The sequence below is a fragment of the Tindallia texcoconensis genome (genome assembly GCF_055383815.1).
Genome location: NZ_AP042431.1, coordinates 935979 through 962313, shown reverse-complemented (window position 1 = coordinate 962313; position 26335 = coordinate 935979). Strand labels below are relative to the sequence as shown.

Below are 26335 nucleotides of genomic sequence, written 5' to 3'. Positions count from 1 at the left end.
ATTCGTCGCTTTTTCTGTGGGCTGATGAAGGAAAGAGCATGAGAAATTCCTTAACCTAAAGCATTTAAGGGTTTTTGTCGATAATTATAAAAGAAATACAAGAGATGCAGGAAGGAGCAAGAAACAATGATTTCATCCTTTTTTGATAAAATTTCAGCACCGGTGAAAAGTTTCACCTATGATAAACCACAAACACCAGCCAAGATCACAGGTGAATTGTTGCAAAAAAAAGCCAGAGAAGTACAGGTGCGGATTTCGGATAGTCGCGTCGTCCATGCTACGTTAAAACAGGAAATTCCTGAAAAACCAGGTCAAACCGTTAGCATTGATGGGAGAAACATTGAGAAGATGGAAGTGAAGAAGCATATCAACACTCAAGTAGAGGAAGGAAAAAAGCAGGAGGGGAAAGCAGAAACCGATAAATTGTTGGATCGGCTTCAGATCAAACCCAGCCAAGAGTCCAGAGAGGCGCTGGAAGCATTACAGAAGCATGGCGTAGAACTAACGCGGGGCAATGTGATGGCCTTTATTACTTCTAAAAACCTCTTGAATCAAGTGATGGAAGACTTGAACCCAGAAAAAGCACTGGAGTTAATGAACAAAAATATTGATTTAGATCGTACCTCCCTACAGGAGTTAGCCCAATTGCTGAAAGAAGCTCCAACTTCCAAAGAAGGATTTTCATTTTTGAAATGGCTGGGGATTAAAAAGGAAATGACCACAGAACAAGCAGAAAAAATAGCCACAAAGATTTATGGAAGCAAAATGGGAAAAGACATTACGGATACGATTAAAGCCTTGGATCGAATAGGGATGACACCCAGTAAGAACAAAATTGAAGCCGTGCAGCAGGTGCTGGATAAAGTTCATGCACTTCGAGACATAAGGGAAGAAGCCTTATTAGAGCCTCTTAAAGGGAAAGTGGATGCCACCTTGGATCATTTGTTTAAATTGAATCAATCCATGGTTTCGGGCAAAGTAGAAACAGAACCTGTAGCAGGAGGAAAAGCTACATCCTATAGGGCTTATCAGGGGGACGCAGGGGCGGTTCAGCCTCTTTCGTCTTCGGATTTGGAGAGGATGGAAGAAAGCATCGCCAACCAATTGAGATCCGAAGGATTGGACGTATCTCAAGAGAGGATGACAACGGCTAAAACCTTCTTGAAAAACAGCATACCAGTGACGGCTGAAACCATAGAACGGATGGAAGCATTGAAAGAAGCAGTTCGAGTGGTGGCGGAAAAATTAGATCCAGAAAAAGTGGCGGCGATGCAAAAAGCTGGCATCCAAGTGGAAAAAACCGATGTGACAGAAATTGCCCGTTGGCTACAGGAGTATGAAACCCAAATAAAGGAGGAATCCTTTGCTTCTAGGGGAGAAATGACAGCCAAGGAAAAGGAAGCCATTTTAAAGAACTTACAACAGCAGATAGAAAAACTAGGAAAAATGGACGAAGTTCAGTTGCTTAAATTGGTACGTCAGGGTGGCGATTTGAAGTTAAGTCAGTTAGCGCCTATGGCGGATCAAGGGATCATTACTACCTTGAGTGAAACAGACCAACAAGTACTGAAAATGGCAGAAGTGCTGGGGCGCCTTAGTGACTTTAGTTTGGAAGCAGCGGCCCATCATCAGCGACAGCAGGCACCTATGACCCTAGAGAGTTTGGCCCAAAGCCAGCAGATTGTAGCGGAGAACCCAGCAAAAGCCCTACCACTGGAAAGTCAGACAACAGAAGGCATAGAAAAAGCCCAAGAAGCTATGGAAGCTTACTTGGTACAACGAGGTGCCAGTGCTCATGCTGTGCAACAGCATGGAGAGTTTGATGCAGCCCGTGCCCTTAGTTTGCAACAGCTTCCTCTGACGGAAACTCGGGTAGCTCAGCTTTATGAACTTCGTGGAGCTGTGGAGAATCTACATCAGAATCTTACAGTGGCAACGGTTCAGCAGGCAGTGAGTCAACAGATGTCGCCAGAGCAAATGTCTATTTACGAATTGGAAGCTTTCATGAATGGAATGAAAGTAGCTGGGACGCCAACCATAACCCTAGAACAGGGCCTGGAGCGGATGGAAATTTTTAATATACTACAGCAAGCAGATCCAGATACTTTGGCCTTTCTTCATAAGCACCAGATTCCTATTACGGCAGCATCGTTGGCTTCAACTCAAGCATTGATAGAAGGAAACCAAACGGAAGATCACTATAAGCAAAAAATGAATATTGACACGAGGACAGATCCTATGACATTGCCAAAGGAACTGCCGAAGGCATTAGAAACCCTTATTTCCAGGCATGTAATGGAGATGGCGCCCCAAAGCATCCAAGATCAGGATGCTTTAGCGGAGATGAAATCCTTAGCAAGAGCCATCATAGCCAATGAAATGCCCTTAAATCGAGAAAACATGCAGGAATTAATGCAAATTCAACGGCAATTGCAGACTATTCTTCAGGATCCTCGTGGGTTTATGGGGACTTCTCCAGGGACTATTTCCCCTGAAACAACCCTTCAACAAATAGCCCAGCAGTTTCAGCCTTCCTCCAAGGAATCTGGAGAGATACAGCCTGAACAAATGCAACGAATAACCAAAAATCTGGAATCTATGAAAGCACTTTTGGCCAGTGAATCTCGGCAAAATGGGGCATTATCCTTAATGGTAAAAAATGCTATACCAGTTAATCTGGAAGAAGTTCGACAAACCGGTTTGTTTCTTCAGAATAAGAATCAGATGGGCCATCTTTTAGGTGAGCTAACAGATCGATTGCTACAGTATTCAGATAAATCAGATCACCCGGCACGTCAAGCAGCCCTTCAGTTACAGACTCTTATGCATCAAGTAGGTGAACAGTTACACAAAGGAAAACCACCAGCGGCAGACTTATATCGGCAAATTGGTCACATACTACAAGAAGCCGAGAAGGGCATGACAGAAATGAATGCTGGGGAGAGGGAAAGTTTTGGAAGGTCTTCAGAGCAATTGATGAATGCCTTACAGCTTCAAAGCCAGTTAAATCGGGAAGACTCGGTTTTTCAGCTTCCTTTTATGATGAACGGCGAAGCAAAAAACCTGCAGATGTTTTTTATGAACGATCAAAAAGGAAAGAAGATCGACCCAGAAGATATGTCGATTCTCTTTAATTTCGATACAGAAAATATGGGGAATCTTAATATTTTTCTGGGAGTTAAATATAAAAAAATTGTGATGAAAATGGGTGTGGATCAGGAAGAAGATCGACAATGGATGGAGCGTTTTTCCAATCAATTGCATGAAACCATGGAAGAATTGGGCTATGAGATCAAAGACTTTTCCTTCCGAGTAGAAGAAGAACAACATACCTTGACCTTAGCAGATGAGGTGCAGAAGTTTCGGGGATTGAGAAGTGGAATACTAGACTTGCAAATCTAGAGAGCAATGGATAATGGATAAGTGATAATGGATAATGGATAAGTGATAATGGATAAGTGATAATGGATAAGTGATAATGGATAAGTGATAATGGATAAGTGATAATGGATCATTAAGTTCAAAAGAATAAAGTCACAAGAGAGATGAACACGAAGGGCGGGAAGGAAAGAGGGGAATAGCCTTGGAAGAAAGGAAAAAACGAAAACGAGCCGTAGCCTTGGGCTATGACCTTCAAAAGGACTTTGCTCCCAAAATCATGGCAAAGGGTCAAGGTATGGTGGCGGACAATATGGTTAAAAAGGCCCAAGAACATGATGTGGTGGTATATGAAAACGAGAGGTTGGTGAAGGAATTGCTTCAGTTTGAAATTGGAACGGAAATCCCAGAGGAACTATATGAAATTGTAGCTCAGGTGTTGGTATTTGTGGAATCCGTAGATAAAGAAAAAGGAAAATATAGGGACTTAAAACGCAGGTAAGAAAAATAAAATTAAATAAAAAACCATGAACTGCAAAGGATGCCAAGGGGCGCAAAGAATAGGATAGAAACAAAAATCGTCTAAAGTATTACCCTTAAACAGACGATAACAATCATGAAAGAAATAATACAGCCAAGGGATCAGCAAAGGAGCATCTGAGAGAAAGCAAACGGTAACAGGCCAAGGAGGGCATTGTGCCGCAGTCAAAACCATGGAGGGTTCAGACAATAAAAAATATCAGAGTGGAGGGAATCACCCATGAGAATTAACCATAACATCCCGGCATTGAATGCCCATCGAATTTTAAGTCGAAATAACAATACGTCTTCTGACATAATGGAAAGACTATCCTCAGGACGTCGGATCAACCGAGCAAAAGATGATGCTGCGGGGATGGCCATCAGTGAAAAAATGAAGACTCAAATTCGTGGCCTTCGAAAAGCCAGCCAGAATACCTTAGACGGTATTTCTTTGATCCAGACAGCAGAAGGAGCCATGAACGAAGTGCATTCCATGTTGCAACGAATGCGCGAACTTTCAGTGCAATCTGCCAATGGAACCACCACGGATGATGACCGAGAAGCGATTCAGGCAGAAGTGAATCAGTTGACTTCCGAAGTCAACCGAATTGCCAATGGAACTGAATTTAACACTCGAAACCTTCTGAAAGGTAATGAAGGTCCTAATTCGAATACCACGGTGCATCGAATGAGCACAGGTAGCCCAGCTGTTTTAACAGGAGAACTGAAAGGGGATATTGAATCCCAAAAAGTGGATATCACCATTGATGGGGAAACCCGAACCGTTATTTTAACCGGCGATGCGGATGATGCGGATGATCGAGCTAAAATGATTGAGAATATGAATGAAGCCATTAGAGGGTTAGGGACGATCATTGAAGATAACAATGGAAACTTTGAAATCCGAAGTAATTCCGTTGGTGGAAGTAGTGAAATAGTCTTAGAAAGCACCGCCTTAACAGATGATACTGCAGTAGCCAATGGAATTTTTGTTACTGATGCAGAGAATGGAAAAGCATCTGCTCGTGGAGATGCAGAAAATGACAGTGATGTGGCTTCGGGTGCCATTAATTTTACGGCTAGACCAGAAGCTGGCTCCACTATTACCATTGGCAAGGAAAAAATAGAATTCTTTGATAGTTCTACAGGCCCTTATACAGGTGCTAATAGACCTATCGATATATGGGATGGAACTGGATACAAAGAGGCTTCGGGCATCGCTGGTGAAATAGCAGGCATGGCTTTTGATGGAATTGATAGTATTGTAGTGGATGATAACGTAGACACTAGACTTATTTTAACGGCGGATAAACCAGGTTTTGAAGGACAGCGGGTTTTCATCGAAGGAACTCCAGATGAATTTGTGGCAAACCTTCAAATTGGACCGAATCAAGGCCAAGGCTTCCGTTTGGTGGTAGGCGATATTCGAGCTACGGAACTTCGGATTAGTTCTACTCGACCGGATGGTGCCACTGGTGTAAGGGGGGCTGAGTTCTTTAAGGATCCTGGGGTGACAGATGGTTTAACAGATGAGTTAAATGAATATGCATTGGATGTTTCCTCAGAAGAAACGGCTACCGCAGCCATCACCGTATACAATAATGCCATTGTCCACGTGGCTCAGCTTCGTGGAGAACTGGGGGCCATTCAAAACCGTTTGGAGTACACCTCGGCCAACTTGGATAATACCCAAGAAAATATGACCGCCGCCTTATCTCGTATTGAAGACGCAGATATGGCTCTAGAAATGAGCGAATTCACAAAGATGAATGTAATGATGCAAGCTGGAACTTCTATGTTGGCTCAGGCCAATCAGCAGCCGCAAATGGTACTGCAGTTGTTGCAAGGATAGGGGAAGGGCAGTTGGAAACCAGTTTAAAAAGCAGTTAAAAGTTATAAGTTAAAAGTTATAAGTTGAAAGTTATAGGTTATAAGTTAAGAGATTAGAGTTAAAAAGCAGGTTATAGAAAAGCAGGTTATAGGGGACAAGGGAACAGGTTATAGAACAACAGGTTATAAGGAATAGGTTATAGGGGACAAGGGAATAGGTTAGAGGTAAAAGATAAGGGAAAGGCACATGGGGCTCCGTTCCCACTGAGCCGGATGTTAGAGGGGGCAGGCTATGACAGAGCAAGAAATATTCGCAGAAAAAGTGGAAAATGCCAGTGCAGCGGAACTGGTGGTAATGATGTTGGAAGGATTAGACGGAGCCTTTGATCAGGGAATACACGCCATTCATATCCGTGATCAAGCCCTGTTGAAGGTGGCTACGGATAAAGCCAGAGCTATTTTAGCGGAACTCTTGGCAACGCTTTGGGGAGATTCGGAAGTGGCGATTTCTTCTCGTCAGTTATATATTTATATGAATAAGTTGGTAACAGATGCAGGGAATCGAGGGGTGGAAGCTCCTTTGGAAGAGGCGAAAAAAGTACTGAAACCAGTATTGGAAGGCTGGCAGCATTTGGAGAAAAATCCGTCTTTGGCAGAAACACCGGCGGGTCAAAAGGGCCCTTCTGTAGTGGCAGGAATGACTTATGGTAAAGGAACCCTCAATGAGAATGTCATGGATGGCGATGACCGATTGGGCAGAGGCTAGGTCAAAGCAGGTAAAAGCTTCATAGCTTATAGGGTAAAGGAATCTAAAAAAGAAGGTGGGAATATTCCACCTTCTTTTTTTTAACGTTTAAAGCCAAATAGTTTGTCTATGGGGGTGACGGCTTTTCCTGTCTTATCTGTTTCTGAAGTATATTCAGCCATCCCAACGAGTAATATCCAATCAAATAACAAATACCCATAAAGGAGAATTAGCAAGATAGCTGGGAGCCAACCGATAGAGCTGCCAAACCGTAAAGCACCAATGGCGGAAAGGGGTAAAGTAATAAACATGAGGCCCCATTGAACATAAGCGGTGGATGCTTTTAGGGTAACGGTTACTTTGTAAATGAGGTAAATAATGACTAAAATAAGCAGGTCGTAAAAAACAAAACCTAAGGTGTCAATGGGGATGAGGTTCATGATTCTACGGCGCCATAGGTTAATAATTCCAAAGACACGAACATCTTTAAACACCCAATAATCATAGAGCAAGACAATAACATTGTCAGAAAGCCAAGAGTCATAGTGATTTAATTTAACGCCATGAAAAAAGAAACTGATAAAAAGCAATCCCATGCCTAAAATAAAACGTGTAGGTGCATTCATCATTTCTGACTGTACTTTGGCAGAATGAAATTTCTTATCGACTAAATCCAAGCGATTTTGTAGTTGCTTCAGTGGACTCAAAATATCATTTTCAAGGCAAGCGCAATAGTTTTTATAAGCGTAATCTAGATCACTTTGCCATACTTTTTCTAGAAAGTTCAAAATTCGCTGGTGGATTTCTTCTTGTTCCGAAGCTGAAGAATACTCCTGGATTTTTTTATAGGCTTCCCAGACTTCATTAGGCAAAGAGGCAGCACGTATATAATGATCAGGTGCTTTTGCTTGGGCCTCTTGCCGATAATCTTCTACGATGCGAGCAATGGGCTGGAATCGCTTTTCAGAACCTAACCATGCTTTTAGGTCATCTTTCTGGTTTGATAGTTTCTGAAGTAAAGTGGCATTACTTCTCAGAGAAGATATCTTCACATTTTCCAGTTCTTCAAGTTGGCGTAATAGATGTTGATACTCATCGAAATCTGGCAATTTTTCGATGTTCTCATAATTAGCAGATCGCCTGCAATTTGTCATGGCCATAGAGATATCGGATGGATTTAGCAACGATAAGTCATAAGTGAAACAATTGGAATTTTTTAGGATAACATGGTAATAGAAAAAAACTTCCCACGCAACCGGATAGGTTGCATCTTCATTTAAAGCAGCTTCGGTAAACTCTTTGACTTGTTCCAAGCGGCTTTTGTCCCAGTAGGACGATTGCCATTTCTGTTCTGCAAGGATAGCATCCAAAGACTGTTTTGCTCGAATCACAAAGTTATGGGCTTTGGCCCGTTGGGTGTTTTGTTTTGAGGGTTCTGAAACATCTTTCTGTGAAGCTTGTTGCTCTTCCAAGGCTTCTTTAATAGCTTTTTTTAGCATAATATCCTGCAGTTTTCGGTTATCTTCAGCCTCTTCATCTGTTATAGGTGGTGGTGACGGGTCTTCCTGTGTATTGCTGGGAGCTTCAGAAGATGAAATATTTTTTTCAACGGCATCAGGAGTTGTTGGTTTTTCTGCCGTCAGATTTCCCCTGCTTTTTTCGGAACCTCCCAAAGATTCATCATAGGCCTTTCGATTTTCATCGTTTTGGAAGATGTCTAGGGCATGTTCGATTTTTTCCAAGGTTTTACGAGCATTATATTCTCTTTCCGCATCTCCTAGGGTGCTGTTAAGCCGGCGTATGGCCATGCTATGAATGCTTTGGACTTTTTTTCTTAGAACATCGGTGGTGTCCTTTGGATCAAGTTCCAATTCTTTGTAATAGTTCGACATGATCGTGCCTCCTTTTTATGCTTTTAAATCTTCTGGTGTAATCCTTAAGAAATCATATTCCTTAGGTTCTTTTCCTGCATCCAATAGGCGACTTACTCGACTGTTTTTGCTGCGGATGGCTTGATCCAAAAGATTTCGAACACCTCGAGCATTGCCAAAGTCTTTTGATGCTAAAGATTCTGCCAAACGTTGTTCTAAAAGTGGATATGCTTCAGCAGACAGATGAAGCTGCTGGTTATGGGTCATGGAGAGAAAAATTTCTTTTAGTTGCTCCAGGGAATAATCTTCAAAAACGATGCTGGTGCTGATACGGCTTCTAAAGCCTGGGTTGGCTTCTAAAAGAGCTTCCATTTCTTCTTGATATCCTGCCAGAATAACTAGGAGTCGATCTCTTTTGTTTTCCATTTCAGCAATGAGGGTATCGATGGCTTCTTTTCCAAAGGTGTCATTTTCTCCTTGATAAAGGCCGTAGGCTTCATCGATAAAAAGGATGCCACCCAGGGAATCGCTAATAAGGGTTTTGGTTTTTTCTGCCGTATGGCCTTGGTAACGACCAACTAAGTCTGCACGGGTGCATTCCTGAAACACATCGCCACGTTTTAGAACTCCTAGAGATTTATAAATGCGTCCAATAATTCGTGCCACAGTGGTTTTACCCGTACCTGGGTTGCCAGAAAAAACCATGTGAAGGGTTTCGGAGCTGCCACTTTCTTTTAAAAGACCTCTTCGAATCATTTCTTTTCGAACCCGAAGATTGTTGACGGTTTCTTTTACGTTTTTCTTGACGCTTTCTAGTCCGGTAAGCTGGTTTAACTCTTCTAAGGCTTGGCTAATTTCTTCTTCAGGAGATAACTGTAAATCAACTCCAAAATCTTCTGCCGTAAGTTTATACATATCATCTTGACTATGATTGCTTTGGGAAAGTCGATTGGCTAGTGTACGATAGGCTTCATTTAAAGTAGATCGAATAAAGCGGGCATTGCCGAATTTATCATCGATACGTTCTTGCTGAATACGGTGTAACAAGGCTTTTTTGCCGGAAGCTGTCAGGAGGAGCATGCGTTTTTGGGCAATTTCATCTGCGATTTGCAGGAGTTCTTCATCTGAGTAATCCGGAACACGGATGGTAAAATCTATGCGGGAAGCTAGTCCGGGGTTAGCATTCAGCATTTCTTTCATCTGTTTTTCATAGCCGGCTAGTACCACTGTCATGGTATCCCGCTTGTCTTCCATGGATTTCATGAGGACGTTCAGGGCTTCACGGCCAAAATCTTTGGGATTGTCCTTGGAATAGAGGGTATAGGCTTCATCAACAAACAGGGTTCCTTGGGAGGCTTGTTGGATATATTGGCGGGTGTTTTTCTCTGTCTCACCAATATGTTGACCAACAAGATTGCTTTTGTCTACTTCTACGAGGGTATCGGCACTTCGGATATTTAATTGATGAAGAACCTTGGCAATAATTCGAGCAACGGTGGTTTTACCAGTTCCAGGATTTCCTACAAGCATAAAATGGTAACTGCGGTCCTGAAGGTGGTTATCCTTACTGGAAAGGCCACGTTTTTGATCGAGCTTTGCCTCATTAACAAAACTGATAAATTGCTGCTTGACGGAATCCATGCCTATCAGGGAAGCGAACTCTTTTTCAATCTCCGGCGGCAGTGGAGTGGGTTTTGGAGAAGTTTTATGAGGGCTACCCTTTGTTGGAGCAGGGCGCACCATCTTTTGGGGTGAGGACTGAGGAGGTGTGGAGGGCTTTTCCGTTTCTTTTTTTAGGTCTTCAAGAAGCTGGGAAGCTTTGTCCACCACGGGTCCACGACGAAAATAATGAATAATTCGACGACATTCGGTTTTTCCTTTTTTTTCGTCCCCTAGATGAAGGTAAAGTTCAGCGAGTTCCATGGCTTCGGACTCTTCATAGGATTCACGGGTGATTTTTTTCAGTAAATCTCGTCTTATTGCTGGGTCTTCTTGCTTCAACTTTAACCAATGGGCTTTAAAGCGAAGGGTGGTGAGGGCGTCGGGTTCGGCCTGTTCTAAGTAGGTTAAAGCATCCGTGGCAAGAAGCGGTTGTGATCCGATTAAGGCTACTTCGGTTAAGGCCTTGGCATACTTTAGGTTTTTAGGTTCATGGGAGTAAGCTTTGCTCAACAAAGTCAGGGCTTGTTGGATATAGTGGTTTTTTTCATAGGAAAGCCCTGCCAGATAAAGGAACTCTGGATCCGTAGAATCGGATAAATCAATTTTTTCCACAAGGGAATAGGCTTTTTTCCATTGATGGTTGGCGGTAAGGGATTGGAGTTCTTTTTTGAAATTCATCCGTCAGCCCCCTTTTTAGGCGATTTGAATTTTTGAAACCAGGTCTTTTCTTTTGACTATTTGCCCATCAGAGAGACAAGCGTTTCGATTGAGATGTAGTTCCTTAAAAAAATTGCTGACAGAGGGAATGCGGGTATAGACGTGTAAGAGCTGACATTCATCCAGCATCATTTCAATTTCAACTTCGCTTCCTCTGGGCAATAGTCTAGGGATTTCTATTTCAAAGGAACCGATAATACTTACGTTTTCCAGTTCCGCAAACTCTCCTTCTGTTACTTCTAATCGGATTATCTCCTGATCTTCCTCGGCGGTATAAAAACGTCTCTTTTCTTTGGCGGGAAGAGGGGTGTTTCGTTCTAAGATCATAGAGTTTATATGTTTTTCTGTGGCTGCATCCAAGGTGACAATGCCGATGCCATGAGAGGATACATCCGTGATTTGAAGGGCGTTTTCTGGTTGGGCTTCAGGGGTCTCCGTGAGCATAGCGGCTTGGATGGCGGCACCCATGGCAACCGCTTCATCTGGATTGATTTCACAGCAAGGGTCTTTTCCAGAAAGGGCTTTTAAACGCTGACGTATATACGTGGTTCGAGTAGCGCCACCGACCAAGAGGATCATATCGATTTCTTCCCAGGTCATCTCGGCATCGGACAAAGTACTCATCACAATGGCTTCGGTTCTTTCGTAGAGTTTTTTGATGAGTTGATGGTACTCCTCTTGAGTGATTTTAATGCGTTCACGGATTTTATGGCAACGAAAAGGAAGGTAGGTTTCATTTCGCGTGCTTAAATGGATTTTACAGTCTTCTGCAAGTTTTACTAATTCTTGCAAGGTTTCCGCATATTCTTCCTCATAAAGATCGATGCCATGCTTCTCTTCAATTATTTGGGCAACATGTCGAAGGATTTCTTGGTCAAAGAAATGGCCACCTAGCCGACGGATGCCATCTGTGGCTTTCACATGAACCATATTATCTTGATAATGAACAATGGTGGCGTCGAAAGTACCGCCGCCTAGGTCATACACCAGCAATCGACAGTCCTTTAGTTTTTTTTCTGCACCAAAAGCGATGGCAGCGGCTGTGGGTTCATTGATAATTTTACATACGTCTAGGCCAGCCAGCATGCCAGCATGTTGAGTAGCCTTCCGCTGGGCATCATTAAAATAAGCCGGTACGGTGATGACGGCTTTTTCAATGGGCGTTCCTAAATAGCTCTCGGCGTCTTTTTTTAGTTTCTTAAGAATTAATGCGGATAGTTCTTCTGGGGTATAGGCATGGTCCTTCCATGGGAAGCGATAATTTGGGTTGCCCATTTCATCTTTTATGTACTCCGCAACCGTTGTGATATCCAAGAGAGCATTTTCTCGTGCGATCTCTCCCACGATGACGCTTCCATCTTCTTCAAACATAATGGCAGAAGGAGTAGTCCGTTTCCCTTCGCTATTAGGAATGAGTTGAGGATTTCCTTGAGCATCTATAAAAGCCATAGCGGAAAAGGTAGTGCCAAGATCAATTCCGATGATCATTTTATTCATTCCTTCCCTAGGGTATAGGATGTCTTTAAGCATACAAGCATACTAGAATAAGGCTGTAATAAAAAATATTATACCTTATATAAGGGGAAGACAGCAAGGTGTTTCAGAATATTAAAAATCAGTTTGAAAAAATCCAAGGAAGGCTTAGAAGGTTGCCTATTCATGGTATACTGTTACACAGAAGATGTACGTCAGGTGCTAGCCTCATCACCATAGAGCACCTGCAGATTGCCAAAAAAGGAGCTTTCGAATGGACTTAACTAAAAAACTATCTGGAGAATTTAATTTAAAAACCAGTCAGGTCTCTCAGATCCTGGCACTGTTGGAAGAGGGCAATACCATCCCTTTCATTGCCCGATATCGGAAGGAAATGACCGGCGGTCTCAGCGATGAAGTGCTACGGGATTTTCATGAGCGGCTTACGTACCTTCAAAATCTGGAGCAACGACGGGAAGAGGTACATCGGTTGATTACGGGTTTGGAGGAAATGACGCCAGCCATAGAAGAAAAACTGGCTAAGGCTACAACGCTGCAGGATATTGAAGATATATACCGACCCTATAAACCAAAGCGGAGAACAAGGGCCACCATAGCCAGAGAAAAAGGATTGGAACCTTTGGCGGAGTGGTTGGTATCCCCATCTATTCCAGGTCATCATCCTATGGAGGAAGCAGAAAAATATGTGCAACTAGAAACAGAGGTCCACACAGCAGAAGAAGCTTTGTCTGGAGCCATGGATATTGTGGCGGAAGACCTTTCAGATGACGCGGATCTTCGGAAAAAGCTTCGTCGTTTGTTGTGGCAGCAGGCAGAATTTGTGACCAAGGCCAAGGATCCAGAAGCAGAATCTGTTTACGAAATGTATTATGATTATTCGGAGCCAGCAAAAAAGATACCAGACCATCGGATTTTAGCAGCCAATCGTGGTGAAAAAGAAGAAATCCTGAAAGTCCAGCTGGCGGCACCAGAGCAGGAAATGGTGGCTCAACTGGAAAAGACCCTTGTGTACTCAGAAAAAGACCCTAGAAATGCCACCTATGAAGCGATAGCAGCAGATGCTTGGAAGCGGTTGTTGCAACCGTCTCTGGAGAGGGAAATTCGTTCGGAACTAACAGAAAGGGCAGAAACCGCTGCCATCCAGTTGTTTGGGAAAAACTTAAGTGGTTTGCTGATGCAGCCTCCAGTGACAGGTCAGCCAGTATTAGGGATCGATCCTGCTTATCGAACAGGCTGTAAGTTGGCTGTAGTGGATGAAACCGGAAAACTCTTGGATTGGGCTACGATTTTTCCAGTGCCACCTCAAAATGAATTTGTTAAATCTGCAGAAATAATCAAGGGATTTGTTGAAGCCTATGGTGTAACAGCAGTAGCCATCGGAAATGGGACTGGCTCTAGGGAGACGGAGCAGTTTATCGCCTCTCTCATTCCATCCTTTTCCCACAAAGTAGCCTATGTGATTGTCAGTGAAGCTGGTGCCTCTGTATACTCGGCTTCTAAGCTAGCCACCAAGGAATTTCCTGATTTAGATGTATCCATTAGAGGAGCTGTTTCCATTGGGAGAAGATTACAGGATCCATTGGCAGAATTGGTGAAAATAGAGCCTAAAGCCATAGGCGTAGGTCAGTATCAGCATGATGTAAATCAAAAACAGTTGGGCCAGCGACTTTCTGGCGTAGTGGAAGATTGTGTGAATCGAGTAGGGGTAGATGTAAATACGGCTTCACCTTCCTTGTTGCAATACGTAGCAGGGATTAGTAAGGCGGTGGCAGACAATATAGTCGCCTATCGGAATGAAATAGGCTCTTTTCAAGAGCGGAAGCAGTTGCTGAAAGTGCCACGGTTGGGGCCAGCGGCATACCAGCAATGTGCTGGTTTTATGCGGATTCGTCAAGGGAAAAACCCCATAGAACAGACTGGTGTTCATCCAGAATCCTATAAGACGGCAAAAGCTTTGTTGGATAAATGTGATCTTTCTCTAAAGGATCTTCAGGGGGACGCCACTATCAAATTAGAAGAAAAACTTTCTGGGCTTCGTCTTGATCCTTTGGCAGAAGAGTTGGAAGTGGGCCTGCCTACCTTGCAAGATATGGTAGCAGAGTTGAAAAAGCCAGGTCGGGATCCTAGAGAAGCCTTACCAAAGCCGATTTTTAGGACTGATGTAATGAAAATGGAAGATTTGGAGCCAGAGATGGAATTAACGGCAACGGTGCGGAATGTCATTGACTTTGGGGCTTTTGTAGATATTGGTGTAAAGCAAGATGGACTGGTGCATATTTCTCAGCTTCGAAATGGGTTTGTGAAACATCCCTTGGATGTGGTATCTGTGGGAGATGTAGTTCGGGTGAAGGTACTAAGTGTGGATGTGAAAAAGCAGCGTATTGCCTTGACGATGAAAGGGGTTTCTCAGGATTAATCCTTGTCAATTCCTTAGGGATCTCGTATAATAAAAGTATAATCTTCAGGGCAGGGTGAAATTCCCGACCGGCGGTGACAGTCCGCGAATCGGCTTTAATCGATTGATCCGGTGTAAATCCGGAACCGACAGTACAGTCTGGATGGGAGAAGATGGCATTGATGTGACAGTCAAACCAGACGCCTGAAGAAATCCAGGCGTCTTTTTTTATCTTTTGATTGTCAGTTCAAGTACTCTTTAGAGTACTTGAAGGTAATAATGATCAATTATATTGATGGGTTAAGTGAACTTAATTATCAATTATCAATTATATTTATGGGGGTTCTTATGGATAAAACGATTGAAATTCTCGGAAGTGGAAAAAGAAAGACAAGGTATAAATTAAGTACCCAGCATTTAACTCGGATAGCTGTGTTGTCGGTAATTGCCTATGTGTTGATGTTTTTAGAGTTTGGATTACCTGTTTTTCCTGGATTTTTGATGCTGGACTTCAGCGATCTGCCAGCCCTTATTGGTGCGTTTGCCATGGGGCCTATGGCTGGGGTATTGATTCAGCTTGTAAAATCCGCATTGCATTTTATTACCAAAAGCTGGTCTGGAGGGGTAGGAGAACTGGCAAACTTTATTGTAGGGGTGTTTTACGTGGTACCAGCAGCCCTGGTCTACCATTATAAAAAAGACAGAAAACATGCTATTATGGGAGTAGCCCTAGGGACGGTTATTATGACGGTTTTAGGTGCTGTGGCAAACTATTTTGTCCTGATCCCTATGTATTCCCAGTTCATGCCCATAGAAGCTATTATTCAGATGGGAAATGTGGTTAATAGTCGGATTGTGGATGTAAGAACCTTAGTTATTTATGGCGTAATGCCTTTTAATATATTTAAGGGGACCATGATTGCTGTCTTAACCTTATTATTGTATAAAAAACTATCTCCATTGCTAAAGCCTTAGATGCCTAGGACTTATGGGATGTGGAATAGAAAGTATTCTGATAAAAGAAAGGACGAAAATCCTTTGAAGAGATGGATTGAAGTAAACAACCAAGAAGAAACACAGGACCTGGCTCATCAACTGGCTTCTTGTCTGGAAGCTGGGGATATTCTTTGTCTCACTGGTGATTTGGGAGCAGGAAAAACTACCTTTACAAAAGCCCTAGGAGTAGGATTAGGCGTGGAAGATGATATTACCAGTCCTACCTTTACATTGATTCAAGAATATCAAGGAAGGATGCCGGTTTATCATTTTGACGTATATCGGATAAAGCATGCTGGAGAATTTAATGATCTGGGAGCCGAGGAATATTTTGATGGACATGGGATTTGTGTGATCGAATGGGCGGATCTGGTGAAGGACTATTTGCCAGAAACAAAATTATGGATTGATATTCGTTGGGTGGATGTGGAAAAAAGAAGGATTTGTTTCGACCCACAGGGTGGATTTGACCATAAAAAGATAAAGGAGCTGGCAACCCTATGAGATGTTTAGCCTTGGAAAGTAGTTCTATTGTAGCTGGGGCCGCTCTGATGGAAGAAGATCGAGTGGTGGGGGAAATCCGCACTCATTATAAAAAAAATCACTCTGAAAGACTGCTGCCCATGGTGGATCAGCTTTTAACCTCCTGCCAATGTACCCTTCGGGAGGTTGATTTTTTTGCAGCCAATATAGGACCAGGTTCTTTTACAGGGATCCGAATAGGAGTCAGCACGGTGAAAGGGTTGGCCCAAGCTCTCCAGAAGCCTGTGGTGGCTGTGGATAGCTTAGAATCTTTGGCGGTGCAAACACCTTACTTTTCAGGTTGGTGCGCACCCATGATTGATGCACAAAAAAACTTAATATATACGGCCGCTTATTCTTTTGAGGATGGAAAAAAGAGTATTCAGCAGGCACCGGATGTGTTTCATCTTTTGGAATGGCTAGAAATGTTGAAAAAAACAGGAATATCCGTACTTTTTTCAGGTGATGCAGCTGCCATGCATCGTTCACGAATTGTTGAAATTTTAGGGGCACAAGCTCATTTCACCACAGCCTTGCATCGAATGCCTACGGCAGCGGCTGTGGCCCAGTGTGCCATGGAAAAAGCCATGCTTAAGGAGCTGATATCTCCCAAAGAAATGATTCCTCTGTATCTTCGAACCTCTCAAGCGGAACGGGCCTGGAGGCAAAAACAGATAGAAGAGAAAGGGTTTGATTCATGAAAGCAACGGAAGTAGTGGTTCGGCATATGACCTTTGAAGATATCCCTGGGGTTATTGATATTGAAGTGCTGTGTTTTCCGATCCCTTGGACACACCATGCGTTTCGTATGGAAATGCGCAACAAACTGGCGGTATATCAGGTAGCAGTCATAGACAAAAAAATAGTGGCTTATGGCGGCATGTGGCTCATTATGGAAGAAGCGCATATTACCAATATAGCCGTACACCCTCAATACCAGAGCCGAGGAATTGGAAAGAAAATTGTGGAGGCGCTGGTACAGGAAGCGGACCAAAGAAGGATTCAAAGGATGACCCTAGAAGTACGTAAGAGTAACGAAGTGGCCATCCAGCTGTATAAAACCATGGGCTTTTTAGTGTCTGGCATACGACCTGGGTATTACCATGATAATGGAGAAGATGCTATTATTATGTGGAAAGAGGTAAAAGAAACAGACTTTTTGCCTCTACGTCCGTAAAGAATAGTAAGAGTGAAGTTGAGGTGTGTCCCTGTGGCGTTATCGGATGAGCAGTTGGTAAAAAAAATCATACAGGGTGAAACATATTTCTTTGAAGAGGTGGTGACCCGGTATCGAAAACAAGTGTTTTCGATTTGTTACCGAATGGTGCGACAGCGAGAAGAGGCAGAGGATTTGGCTCAAGAAGTGTTTGTGAAAACCTACCGATCCTTAAAGCAATACAATCCAGACCATAAATTTGCTTCCTGGATTTTAAAAATTGCTACCAATACTTCTATTGATGCCTTGCGAAAAAAGAAGTTGGATACCATGCCCTTGGAAGAAGAAATTGAAACTCACCGTGAAGATTTGAGCGCGGAAAAAACGTTTTTGCAGGAAGAGGCAAGGCAGGAAATTGAAGGTGCCATTGGCCGGCTTTCTCCAGAACACCGGATCGTTGTTTTGCTGTACCATCAACAGGGAAAATCATACCAAGAAATTGCTGATATCTTGGACATTCCATTATCCATGGTAAAGAATCGATTGTTTCGAGCCCGTAAAACATTAAAGGAAGAACTGAAAGCGTTGAAGGAGGAAATGCTATGGACAGCCAAAAGCCCACCCAGAACTTCATAGATGAAAATTGGAAAGAGATAGATGAATGGATCTGTCAGCTCCCAATGCTGGAACCTTCTGCTGATTTTACTACTCGGGTCATGAATCAAATAGATAATAGTTTGTATGAGGGACCTGGTCCATTGTATCAAAAGCATCATACTGGCCATATGTTGGTGGCTTTGGGAGTGCTGGCCATGATTCACGCACTGACCATAGATACCCTTCAATGGATATTACTTCGTTTAATGGAAATAGCACCACAGATTCCACTGCTTGAATCCATGAATACCATTTATCATTCAGTGGTGTATCGATTGGTTTACTATGTATTTGTTCCTTATGGGATGTTGGTGGATTTTGTGACGCGTGTGAGTGTGGGAAATCAGATGTGGCACATGGCTGGCCTGCTTAATTTGGTACTGCTTTTGCTGTTATTTCACTTTTCTCTACGTCGAATCATTCGAAACTCCAGGGAGGAAGGGAAATGAAAAAAATGCGTAAAAAAGCCCTTGTACTATGGGCTGTTTTTGTTTTCTTGTGGGCTATTCCAGCTAATGCCTCCTTGGAACAGGACATAAAAGGACAACAGCTTCGATTTTTTAGTCCTGTTACCATCCAAGCCCATGAAGTGGTGAAGGGAGACGTGGTTTCTTTTTTTAGCCATGTGGAAATTCATGGACAGGTGACGGGAGATGTGGTGGGGATTTTTAGTCAGATCCATATGAATAAGAGTCGAGTGGAAGGGGATGTGATCTCCATTCTCAAACCCATTACCATGCAGCAGAGCCAAGTAAAAGGGGATGTGGTGTCTGTTCTGGGGGGGATTGACGGAAGTGAAAACTCGAAAATTCACGGCGATGCCATTGCCATCTTGGGTCATGGACTGGAGCTGGAGGATACCAAGGTTGTGGGGAGTCATATTGATGTGCTGGGTGGGATCCCAGCCAATATCAGTGGCCTTGGGTTATTGGCGGGGTTGATGGCTTTTTTGTTTGTGATCAAACAAGGGATCGCCTTTGTTTTGGGTGTGATAGCCCTTGTATTATTTCCGGAACGGTTTGAACGAATGGCTTCAGTGGCCTTTGATGATATAGGACGAAAAACCTTGGTAGGCCTGTTGGTGTACGGAGGTGGTTGGGTGTTGTTGGTGATTCTGGTGGTGTCTGTCATGGGAGCTCCTCTTATACCCATATTGATTCCATCCTTTATGTTGCTGGAATTCGGAGCCAATACCACGGTGAAAATAGCATTTGGCCGTAGGATGGTGAGAAGCATTGGAAAAGAGTGGGGCAGTATAGCAGCTCTTTTTTTGGGGACTCTCTTATTTATTGTGCTGGAAATAACCATTGTAGGGAAAGTATTTACCTTTTTATTTAAATTAATAGGACTTGGTCAGATTGTGGATTCTCGGTTTGGCGACTTCACGCTGACGGAGGGAAAAGGAGGAACCCATGGCTCAACAACATAAACAAGCAACCAGTCCTCCAAAGGGATGGATCACCATGGGGATTGAGACAAGTTGCGATGAAACGGCGGTTAGCCTAGTGGAGGATGGAAGAAAAGTTCTTTCCAGCGTCATTGCTTCTCAAATTCCTGAACATCGAAAGTTTGGTGGTGTAGTGCCGGAAGTAGCATCTCGCTATCATTTAGAATGCATTCATCAAGTGGTGGAAGAAGCTTTGGACAAGGCAGGAAAAAAACTGGAAGCAATAGATCAGATTGCGGTTACTTATGGACCAGGTTTGGTAGGGGCTTTGCTGGTGGGAGTTGCTTTTGGAAAAGCCATGGCCTATGCTTTAGAAGTACCCCTAAATGGGGTTCATCATATTGAAGGCCACTTACAGGCCAATTTTATTCAGTATCCTGAGTTGGAGCCACCTTTGTTGGCATTGATTGTCTCTGGTGGACACACTCATTTGGTGAAAATGACGGATTATGGCAGGTATGAAATTCTTGGGAAAACCCGAGATGATGCGGCGGGAGAAGCCTTTGATAAAATTGCCAGAGCTTTGGGCCTTGGATATCCAGGCGGGCCCTTGATTGATGAACAGGCCCAAAATGGAAATCCAGAAGCCATTGCCTTTCCCAGAGCTTTATTGGATGAAAAGACCTATGATTTTAGTTTTAGTGGATTAAAATCCGCGGTATTGAATTACTTGAATAGCTGTCGAATGAAAGGGGAAGCCTTTTCGGTGCCAGATGTAGCTGCCAGTTTTCAACAGGCCGTGGTAGATGTTTTGGTAGAAAAAACCATGACCTGCGCCACAGAACACCAGGTATCTCAAGTAGTGCTTTCTGGAGGAGTAGCGGCAAATTCTTTGCTGCGGAAACAGTTAGAAGAGGCTTGTTCCAAGGAAGGAAAGAATTTTCATGTACCAGAATTATACTTGTGTACCGATAATGCAGCAATGATTGCATGTGTTGGTTATTACGATTATTGTCTAGGTTATGGATCTGGATGGGACCTCAACGCTACAGCGAATGTGCCCATAGGACAGCGTCCTTAATTGGCGCCTTCTTCTATCTTGGCTTCCCACTGCTGGTAAAGGGAAGTCAATTTGTTCTTTAAGTGCTGAGTTTCTGTGTGGAGTGTTTTGCTTTTAACTGGATCCTGAAAAACTTCTGGCAGGCACATGGCTGACTCTGCCTCTTGGATGAATCCTTCGGTTTCTTCGATTTCCTTTTCCAACCTTTGAATTTCTTTTTCATAAGCCTTGGCTTGTTGGCGTACTTCTCGATCTTTTTTTCGATCCTGCTTAGCCTGTGTTCGAGTGATGGAGAGGGTAGGTTCAGGCTCTTCCTCTAGTTCTAGTTGTCTTTTTTTAGCCAGATAATCGTCATAGTTACCAAGGTAGGTTGTACTACCATCTGATGAGAGTTCCAATACTTTATTGGCGATTCGATTAATAAAATAACGGTCATGAGAGATGAAAAAGAGGGTGCCGTTATATTCTAATAGGGATTCCTCAAGATTTTCTCTGGCTGGAATATCTAAGTGGTTAGTAGGTTCGTCCAGTAGCAGTAAATTATGTGGCGACAACATGATTTTTAGCAAAGAAAGCCTAGCTTTTTCGCCTCCACTTAACAGGTGAATGGGTTTAAAAACATCGTCTCCAAAGAAAAGAAAAGAGCCTAAGCAAGTACGTAGAGACGAATCTTTCATATGGGGAAAGGTTTCTTGCATTTCCTCCATAATGGTAAGGCTTTCATTAAGCTGGGTCAGTTCTTGATGGTAATAGGCAGGCGCTACCTGATGCCCCATATGGATAGAGCCTTGGAATTCGTCTAATAAACCCATGGCCATTCGAAAGAGAGTGGTTTTTCCAATGCCGTTGGGACCTACTAATGCCATGCGATCTCCTCGTTCTAAGGAAAAAGAAATGTCTTGAAACAAAGGTGGTTGATGTGGCCATTGTTTACTAAGATTTTCGGCGGTTAACACATGACGGCCGCTAGTATTTTGGATTTGGAATTTTAGTGAAGAAAGGGTGGGGGTGGTGTAGGACTGTTGACTTGCCTCCATCTTTTCCAGTTTTTTCTCGCGGCTAGCAGCACGTTTTGCCAGTTTTTCTGTCCCATGCTGTTTTAAACGTCGAACCAAATCTTCTTGTTGTTTAATGTCTTTTTCCTGACGGATACGGGTTCGCTCTTGAGCCTCCATCAAGGCTTTCTTTTTTTTAAGGGCGGTGGTGTAACTGCCTTCAAAATCCATTAAATGGGTTTGATCTAATTCCAAGGTGCGGTTGGTTACTTGATCGAGAAAATAACGGTCGTGTGAAATGATTAACAGAGCAGATGGGTAATTTTTTAAAAAACTTTCCAACCATTCAACAGATTGAATATCCAAATGGTTGGTAGGCTCGTCTAAAAAAATCAAGTCTGGTTTGCTGAGAAGAAGCCTTGCCAGGGCTAAGCGTGTTTTTTGACCGCCACTAAGTACAGAGGCTGGTCGATGGAAATCTTCTCCATAAAAGCCAAGTCCGTTTAAAACGCCTCGTACTTCGCTGCGAAACCCATAGCCATTCTGGGTTTCAAATGCGTCTGTTAACAGGCTGTATTCCTCCATTAAAACCTTTAGCTCCTCTTGTTTATCAGGTTGGGAACCTAGGTCACTCATACGGGTTTCCATTTCACGGAGGTTTTGTTCCATTTCTATTAAAGGGGCGAAGATAGACATCAGGTGATCATAAACGGTTTCTTCTGTTTGGTAATGATGCAATTGATCTTGCCGACCAAGTTTTATACTATTGGGAATTTGGATGGAACCACTGTCATAGGAAAGATTTCCGGCTATGATTTGAAAAAGCGTTGATTTTCCAGCACCATTGGCACCGACTAGGCCTACTTTTTCTTTGTGCCGGATAGAAAAAGATATTTGGTCAAGGAGAATATCGGTTCCGAAACTTTTATTAAGCTGACTTACAGATAAAACAATCATATAGAAGCTCCTTTAATGTGTAATAAAATGGGTAAATTAAGAATAGAGAAAAAATTGTTAAAAAATAAACATTTTTTTCTTTGTCATTTTATATTATAATGGAGATCGACGATCCTGTCATCCCGAGATAAAGAGGTGAAAAAATTGAAAAAAGACCACAAAAATGTTTCAATGGCGGTGATTCGAAGGCTGCCAAAGTATCATCGACGTTTAAAAGAACTAATGGAGAAAGATGTGACCAGAATTTCGTCCAAAGAGCTTAGTGTGATGATTGGTTTTACGGCTTCCCAAATTCGTCAAGATCTCAATTGTTTTGGAGGATTCGGGCAGCAGGGTTACGGATATGATGTGGCAGAACTTTATTCGGAAATTAGCCGAATTCTGGGACTAACGCAGCATTATAACACGGTGATTATCGGAGCTGGAAATTTGGGACAGGCGATTGCCAACTATTCAAATTTCGAGAAAAAAGGGTTTCATGTATTGGGATTGTTTGAAAAAAACCCAAGACTCATAGGCTTGAAAATACGTGATATTCCTGTGATGGACATTGAGGATTTGGAATCTTTTGCTGCGGATAAAGAAATTGGCATTGGTGTTATTTGCACCAATTCAGAAAGCGCTCAGGACGTAGCAGATTTGTTGGTTAAATTACCAGTGAAAGCAATTTGGAACTTTGCACCGGTGGACATTGATTTGCCAGATCATATCATCCAAGAAAATGTTCATTTAAGCGACAGTTTGTTTGTGATTTCTTATTTGCTGAAAATGCAAATGGAAGAATCTGAACAGACCTAAAATCAAATTATTTTTTTATTGCGGACATCCAAGGATGTCCGTTTTTTTATGGGGAAGCAGGATAAACATTTAACGGATGAGCGTCCTTTTCCTATGGTATAATGGAAAACAAGTGTGTATAATAGGAGCGGATTTAGATGCGGAATTATTATCATCAGATTTATGAGTATCTTGAAAAATTGGTCTATCTAGTGATGATGGAAGAAAAACAAGGGAAATTAGTAAAAGGAGAATCGCTCCAGCTAATGGACTTGTTGTTAATGGTATGGATCAATAATAGAAGCCAAGTAAGCATTCAACAATTGGCAGAAGAAACAGGGTTAAAGCGAAATGATCTTGCTTCTGCAGTGAAACGGCTGGCAGAACGGGAGATGCTTTTGAAAAAAAGTGCTAAGAAAGATCGAAGAGTACAGGAACTAGCATTGACCCCCTTTGGCAAAGAAACCTTGGCACAATTTCGGGAGGAAAAGCAGAGTCATTTATTTGAGCTTCTGAATGAGTTTACCTTTAACGAAGAAAAGGCAATTTTGAAATTTCTTGTTAAAGTAGATATGCGATATCGGGATGCTGGTGTTGAAAAGTTGGAAAGTGGAAGCGGATATCAAAGCAGGGGATTGGTATAAGGAAGGATCATTTTTGGAGGTGAACTATGAAGGTTACATTTTTGATTGGAACTAGTGGCACCGGGAAAAGTTATCAAGCCATGCATTTGGCCAGCCAGCGATCCATAGGATTTTTAATCGATGATGGGCTTTTAATAAAGGAGAATAAGATTCTGGGTGGGAAATCAGCAAAACGGGAAGCTTCAAGATTGGGGGCGGTTCGTCGTGCTCTATTTATGGATCCTTTACATCGGCAGGAAATCATCCATATTCTTCAGAGAGAAAAACCAGAATCGATTATGGTTTTGGGAACTTCTCAAAGAATGGTGGACATTATTAGTGAGAATTTAGATTTAGGGGAGCCAGATGAGGTCTTGTGGATTCAGGATTTGGTAAGCAGTCAAGAGATTAAATTAGCACAAAAAATAAGGAAGCAGGAAGGGAAACATGTTATTCCCGTTCCTGCATTACAGTTAAAAAAAGATTTTTCTGGTTATTTTCTAAATCCGTTGAAAGCCCTTCGGAGTCTTGGGAAAGAAAGTGATTCTGCGGCTCATGATAAATCTGTAGTACGCCCAACCTTTAGCTATATGGGACATTATACGATTTCCGATGGTGTTATTAGAAGTCTTGTTCACTATAGCTTTCGCAGGTTTCCGGAAGTATCACCAGTTGGCCGTACCTTTGTTCAAAACGGAACCTCAGGACTACGAATTCAGTTGGAAGTACGAGTCTGTTATGGGGTTTCAATTCCAAAATCTGTGGAAAAGTTACAAGATAACATCATAAAAGAAGTTGAAGGGATGACATCCTTTCATATAGAGGAAGTATCGATTCAGGTTCGAAAATTTCAATAAGGTTGACTTACCTAGTTGACGTTTTTTTTCGTGGCACATGTTGTTTACACGCTTCACCGGTAGATTCAAACACAAGCTGCGAAGGCATTTTAGTGGTCTTAAAACCAAAAAATGTGCAGGCTTTAGGGTGTTTAGGATTCCAAGTGACCTTAAAATAACGACAGGTTAGGCAGTTTACTCGTTTCATTTTCTTTTCCCTCATCCCATGTATCTTTTTTTACTCCAGGGGCTGACGTTTGATGAAGCGACCCCATCCTTTTTCACCAAGGAACGTTTCCTGATCGTAGATCAATTTCCCGCGGGAGAATGTTTTGACTGGATAACCAGAAAACTCTACGCCGTCCCAGATGGTATGGTCCACATTGGAATGCATGTTTTCTGAGCGGACCACAAAGGTTTTTTCTGGATCGTATACCACGATGTCTGCGTCGCTGCCGATGGCAATGGTTCCTTTTTGGGGGGAACAGCCAAAGAGTTGTGCTGGGTTTGTAGAGCAAACCTCCACTACTTTATTAAAGGGCAGACGGCCTTTATTGGCTTCACTCAACATGTAGGGATACATATTTTCGATGCCCATCACCCCGTTTGGGATTTTGGTATAATTCTCTAGACCAGCATCTTTTTCCCAGGATTGGAAAGGACAGTGATCCGTAGATACAATAGACACGTCGCCACGTTTGATGCCATCCCATAAAGCATCCTGACTTTCTGGGCCTTTCATAGGTGGGGAGCAAACATAATTTTGAGCACCCTCGTATTTGTATACCTCATTGGTAAAGTATAAATAATGAGGGCAGGTCTCAGCAAAGATACTGTACCCTTCATTTCGAGCTCTAGAAATTTCATCCAGTCCTTCCTTACAAGCTAGATGAGGGATGTATAAGGGTGTGTTAAAGGAAGTGGCCCAATAGACAGCACGTTTGACGGCTTCAGTTTCTACGTATTCTTGTCTACTTTGATAGTGATACCAAGGATGAACTTTGCCTTCGGCCAGAAAAGCTTCTGTATGCATATTGATAATATGGGGATTTTCTGCATGGACAGCCATACGGGCACCTAGTTCTTTAGCTCGAATCATGGCCTTGACCAGAGTTCCATCATCGGTGGACATGCCTTCCTTGCTGTAAATCATGAAGACTTTAAATTGATTAATGCCAAAATCCACCGCCTCTTCTAAGTCTGCTAAGACTTCAGTAGTGACATTTGTCAAGGTAGCGTGAAAAGAATAATCAATGCAAGCTTCTTTTTCGCAGAGTTGCTTTCTTTTTTTGACGGTTTCCATGATTTTTTCCCCAGGCTGTTGGATCACATAATCAAAGATCGTAGTGGTGCCGCCGCAGGCAGCAGCACGAGTACCAGACTCATAATCGTCGGCTGACTGAACATGATTAAGGGGCATGCCTAGATGTGTATTAGCATCAATGGCTCCAGGTAGCACAAGTTGATTGGTTGCATCAACAATAGTAGCATTGTCGTGCTGTAAATCTTTCCCGATGAGCACTACTTTTCCGTCTTTTACACCAATGTCTGCGTGGTACGTATCCTTTGCAGTGATGATTGTTCCGTTTTTGATGATTAGATCCATCCAATAAGTACCTCCTTTGATTTAATGATGTTAGAATCCTTTAACGATTAAAATCATTTTGTCCATTATACCATAGGAGTGCAAATCTTAACGACCCCCCATTCTGATTGGGGCTAATGAGGATAAGAAACATAATAATAGTTGTCAGT

At 42.7% G+C, this 26335-nt stretch carries 21 protein-coding genes and 1 riboswitch; of the genes, 16 read left to right on the top strand and 5 right to left on the bottom strand.

What is annotated here, in order from left to right:
* The first annotated feature begins 126 nt into the window (after positions 1-126).
* The 4 genes from ACZ47N_RS04505 to ACZ47N_RS04490 all read left to right on the top strand — a co-directional run bounded on the left by ACZ47N_RS04505 (position 127) and on the right by ACZ47N_RS04490 (position 6496).
* Entirely contained in the window at positions 127-3402 is a 3276-nt protein-coding gene (locus ACZ47N_RS04505) for a DUF6240 domain-containing protein (protein ID WP_464887941.1), read from the top strand.
* 181 nt (positions 3403-3583) lie between these two features.
* On the top strand, positions 3584-3880 hold the full coding sequence (locus ACZ47N_RS04500; RefSeq protein WP_464887940.1) for an EscU/YscU/HrcU family type III secretion system export apparatus switch protein: 297 nt from the start codon (positions 3584-3586) through the stop codon (positions 3878-3880).
* A 258-nt stretch (positions 3881-4138) separates the two neighbouring features.
* The gene (locus ACZ47N_RS04495) at positions 4139-5752 is read left to right on the top strand and encodes a flagellin N-terminal helical domain-containing protein (RefSeq protein ID WP_464887939.1); all 1614 of its coding nucleotides are present in this window, start codon (positions 4139-4141) and stop codon (positions 5750-5752) included.
* Between the two features lie 270 nt (positions 5753-6022).
* Positions 6023-6496 (top strand): flagellar protein FliS, encoded by a 474-nt coding sequence (locus ACZ47N_RS04490; RefSeq protein WP_464887938.1) that lies wholly within the window; start codon positions 6023-6025, stop codon positions 6494-6496.
* Positions 6497-6576: 80 nt separating this feature from the next.
* On the opposite strand, the gene ACZ47N_RS04485 is transcribed toward ACZ47N_RS04490, so the two are convergent.
* Genes ACZ47N_RS04485 through ACZ47N_RS04475 form a run of 3 tightly spaced genes read right to left on the bottom strand, consistent with a single transcriptional unit; the run spans position 6577 to position 12213 of the window.
* Complete coding sequence (locus ACZ47N_RS04485; protein ID WP_464887937.1) at positions 6577-8367, bottom strand: hypothetical protein; 1791 nt, start codon at positions 8365-8367, stop codon at positions 6577-6579.
* A gap of 15 nt (positions 8368-8382) precedes the next feature.
* The gene (locus ACZ47N_RS04480; protein ID WP_464887936.1) at positions 8383-10686 is read right to left on the bottom strand and encodes an AAA family ATPase; all 2304 of its coding nucleotides are present in this window, start codon (positions 10684-10686) and stop codon (positions 8383-8385) included.
* Positions 10687-10701: 15 nt separating this feature from the next.
* Positions 10702-12213 (bottom strand): Hsp70 family protein, encoded by a 1512-nt coding sequence (locus ACZ47N_RS04475; protein WP_464887935.1) that lies wholly within the window; start codon positions 12211-12213, stop codon positions 10702-10704.
* A 259-nt stretch (positions 12214-12472) separates the two neighbouring features.
* Between ACZ47N_RS04475 and ACZ47N_RS04470 the strand changes: the two genes are divergently transcribed.
* The 9 genes from ACZ47N_RS04470 (at position 12473) to tsaD (ending at position 20413) form a co-directional block, all read left to right on the top strand.
* Positions 12473-14635, top strand: a complete 2163-nt coding sequence (locus tag ACZ47N_RS04470) for a Tex family protein (RefSeq protein WP_464887934.1) — start codon at positions 12473-12475, stop codon at positions 14633-14635.
* 37 nt (positions 14636-14672) lie between these two features.
* A riboswitch (FMN riboswitch) is annotated at positions 14673-14793 on the top strand.
* Positions 14794-14893: 100 nt separating this feature from the next.
* Positions 14894-15589: an ECF transporter S component gene (locus tag ACZ47N_RS04465; RefSeq protein ID WP_464887933.1), complete on the top strand. Its 696-nt coding sequence runs from the start codon at positions 14894-14896 to the stop codon at positions 15587-15589.
* Positions 15590-15652: 63 nt separating this feature from the next.
* Positions 15653-16114 carry a tRNA (adenosine(37)-N6)-threonylcarbamoyltransferase complex ATPase subunit type 1 TsaE gene (gene tsaE, locus ACZ47N_RS04460; RefSeq protein ID WP_464887932.1) on the top strand — a complete coding sequence of 154 codons (462 nt, stop codon included), beginning with the start codon at positions 15653-15655 and terminating at the stop codon, positions 16112-16114.
* A complete protein-coding gene (tsaB, locus tag ACZ47N_RS04455; protein WP_464887931.1) occupies positions 16111-16833 on the top strand; it encodes a tRNA (adenosine(37)-N6)-threonylcarbamoyltransferase complex dimerization subunit type 1 TsaB in 723 nt (240 codons plus the stop codon). The genes tsaE and tsaB overlap by 4 nt, the downstream gene beginning before the upstream one ends.
* Positions 16830-17309 (top strand): ribosomal protein S18-alanine N-acetyltransferase, encoded by a 480-nt coding sequence (gene rimI / locus ACZ47N_RS04450; RefSeq protein WP_464887930.1) that lies wholly within the window; start codon positions 16830-16832, stop codon positions 17307-17309. The genes tsaB and rimI overlap by 4 nt, the downstream gene beginning before the upstream one ends.
* 33 nt (positions 17310-17342) lie before the next feature.
* The gene (locus tag ACZ47N_RS04445) at positions 17343-17924 is read left to right on the top strand and encodes an RNA polymerase sigma factor (RefSeq protein ID WP_464887929.1); all 582 of its coding nucleotides are present in this window, start codon (positions 17343-17345) and stop codon (positions 17922-17924) included.
* Complete coding sequence (locus tag ACZ47N_RS04440; protein ID WP_464887928.1) at positions 17891-18394, top strand: hypothetical protein; 504 nt, start codon at positions 17891-17893, stop codon at positions 18392-18394. Before ACZ47N_RS04445 ends, ACZ47N_RS04440 begins: the two co-directional genes overlap by 34 nt.
* The gene (locus tag ACZ47N_RS04435) at positions 18391-19374 is read left to right on the top strand and encodes a hypothetical protein (protein WP_464887927.1); all 984 of its coding nucleotides are present in this window, start codon (positions 18391-18393) and stop codon (positions 19372-19374) included. The genes ACZ47N_RS04440 and ACZ47N_RS04435 overlap by 4 nt, the downstream gene beginning before the upstream one ends.
* Complete coding sequence (gene tsaD, locus ACZ47N_RS04430; protein ID WP_464887926.1) at positions 19358-20413, top strand: tRNA (adenosine(37)-N6)-threonylcarbamoyltransferase complex transferase subunit TsaD; 1056 nt, start codon at positions 19358-19360, stop codon at positions 20411-20413. Before ACZ47N_RS04435 ends, tsaD begins: the two co-directional genes overlap by 17 nt.
* Here the strand turns inward: tsaD and ACZ47N_RS04425 are convergent.
* On the bottom strand, positions 20410-22344 hold the full coding sequence (locus tag ACZ47N_RS04425; protein ID WP_464887925.1) for an ABC-F family ATP-binding cassette domain-containing protein: 1935 nt from the start codon (positions 22342-22344) through the stop codon (positions 20410-20412). The genes tsaD and ACZ47N_RS04425 overlap by 4 nt on opposite strands.
* Positions 22345-22515: 171 nt before the next feature.
* Here ACZ47N_RS04425 and ACZ47N_RS04420 point away from each other — a divergent pair, with 171 nt between their 5' ends.
* The 3 genes from ACZ47N_RS04420 (at position 22516) to ACZ47N_RS04410 (ending at position 24601) form a co-directional block, all read left to right on the top strand.
* Complete coding sequence (locus ACZ47N_RS04420) at positions 22516-23142, top strand: redox-sensing transcriptional repressor Rex (protein WP_464888411.1); 627 nt, start codon at positions 22516-22518, stop codon at positions 23140-23142.
* 137 nt (positions 23143-23279) lie between these two features.
* The gene (locus tag ACZ47N_RS04415; protein ID WP_464887924.1) at positions 23280-23765 is read left to right on the top strand and encodes a MarR family winged helix-turn-helix transcriptional regulator; all 486 of its coding nucleotides are present in this window, start codon (positions 23280-23282) and stop codon (positions 23763-23765) included.
* Positions 23766-23791: 26 nt separating this feature from the next.
* The gene (locus ACZ47N_RS04410) at positions 23792-24601 is read left to right on the top strand and encodes an Asp23/Gls24 family envelope stress response protein (protein ID WP_464887923.1); all 810 of its coding nucleotides are present in this window, start codon (positions 23792-23794) and stop codon (positions 24599-24601) included.
* A gap of 217 nt (positions 24602-24818) precedes the next feature.
* On the opposite strand, the gene hydA is transcribed toward ACZ47N_RS04410, so the two are convergent.
* Positions 24819-26186, bottom strand: coding sequence for a dihydropyrimidinase (gene hydA / locus ACZ47N_RS04405; RefSeq protein WP_464887922.1), 1368 nt, complete (start codon positions 26184-26186; stop codon positions 24819-24821).
* Positions 26187-26335: the final 149 nt, after the last annotated feature.

Bases quoted from the DNA above. Each gene is read 5' to 3' on its own strand.
- ACZ47N_RS04505 (WP_464887941.1), top strand. From the start codon at position 127: ATGATTTCATCCTTTTTTGATAAAATTTCAGCACCGGTGAAAAGTTTC.
- ACZ47N_RS04495 (WP_464887939.1), top strand. From the start codon at position 4,139: ATGAGAATTAACCATAACATCCCGGCATTGAATGCCCATCGAATTTTA.
- ACZ47N_RS04490 (WP_464887938.1), top strand. From the start codon at position 6,023: ATGACAGAGCAAGAAATATTCGCAGAAAAAGTGGAAAATGCCAGTGCA.
- ACZ47N_RS04485 (WP_464887937.1), bottom strand. From the start codon at position 8,367: ATGTCGAACTATTACAAAGAATTGGAACTTGATCCAAAGGACACCACC.
- ACZ47N_RS04480 (WP_464887936.1), bottom strand. From the start codon at position 10,686: ATGAATTTCAAAAAAGAACTCCAATCCCTTACCGCCAACCATCAATGG.
- ACZ47N_RS04475 (WP_464887935.1), bottom strand. From the start codon at position 12,213: ATGATCATCGGAATTGATCTTGGCACTACCTTTTCCGCTATGGCTTTT.
- ACZ47N_RS04470 (WP_464887934.1), top strand. From the start codon at position 12,473: ATGGACTTAACTAAAAAACTATCTGGAGAATTTAATTTAAAAACCAGT.
- ACZ47N_RS04465 (WP_464887933.1), top strand. From the start codon at position 14,894: ATGATCAATTATATTGATGGGTTAAGTGAACTTAATTATCAATTATCA.
- tsaB (WP_464887931.1), top strand. From the start codon at position 16,111: ATGAGATGTTTAGCCTTGGAAAGTAGTTCTATTGTAGCTGGGGCCGCT.
- rimI (WP_464887930.1), top strand. From the start codon at position 16,830: ATGAAAGCAACGGAAGTAGTGGTTCGGCATATGACCTTTGAAGATATC.
- ACZ47N_RS04440 (WP_464887928.1), top strand. From the start codon at position 17,891: ATGGACAGCCAAAAGCCCACCCAGAACTTCATAGATGAAAATTGGAAA.
- ACZ47N_RS04435 (WP_464887927.1), top strand. From the start codon at position 18,391: ATGAAAAAAATGCGTAAAAAAGCCCTTGTACTATGGGCTGTTTTTGTT.
- tsaD (WP_464887926.1), top strand. From the start codon at position 19,358: ATGGCTCAACAACATAAACAAGCAACCAGTCCTCCAAAGGGATGGATC.
- ACZ47N_RS04425 (WP_464887925.1), bottom strand. From the start codon at position 22,344: ATGATTGTTTTATCTGTAAGTCAGCTTAATAAAAGTTTCGGAACCGAT.
- ACZ47N_RS04420 (WP_464888411.1), top strand. From the start codon at position 22,516: ATGGCGGTGATTCGAAGGCTGCCAAAGTATCATCGACGTTTAAAAGAA.
- ACZ47N_RS04415 (WP_464887924.1), top strand. From the start codon at position 23,280: ATGCGGAATTATTATCATCAGATTTATGAGTATCTTGAAAAATTGGTC.
- ACZ47N_RS04410 (WP_464887923.1), top strand. From the start codon at position 23,792: ATGAAGGTTACATTTTTGATTGGAACTAGTGGCACCGGGAAAAGTTAT.
- hydA (WP_464887922.1), bottom strand. From the start codon at position 26,186: ATGGATCTAATCATCAAAAACGGAACAATCATCACTGCAAAGGATACG.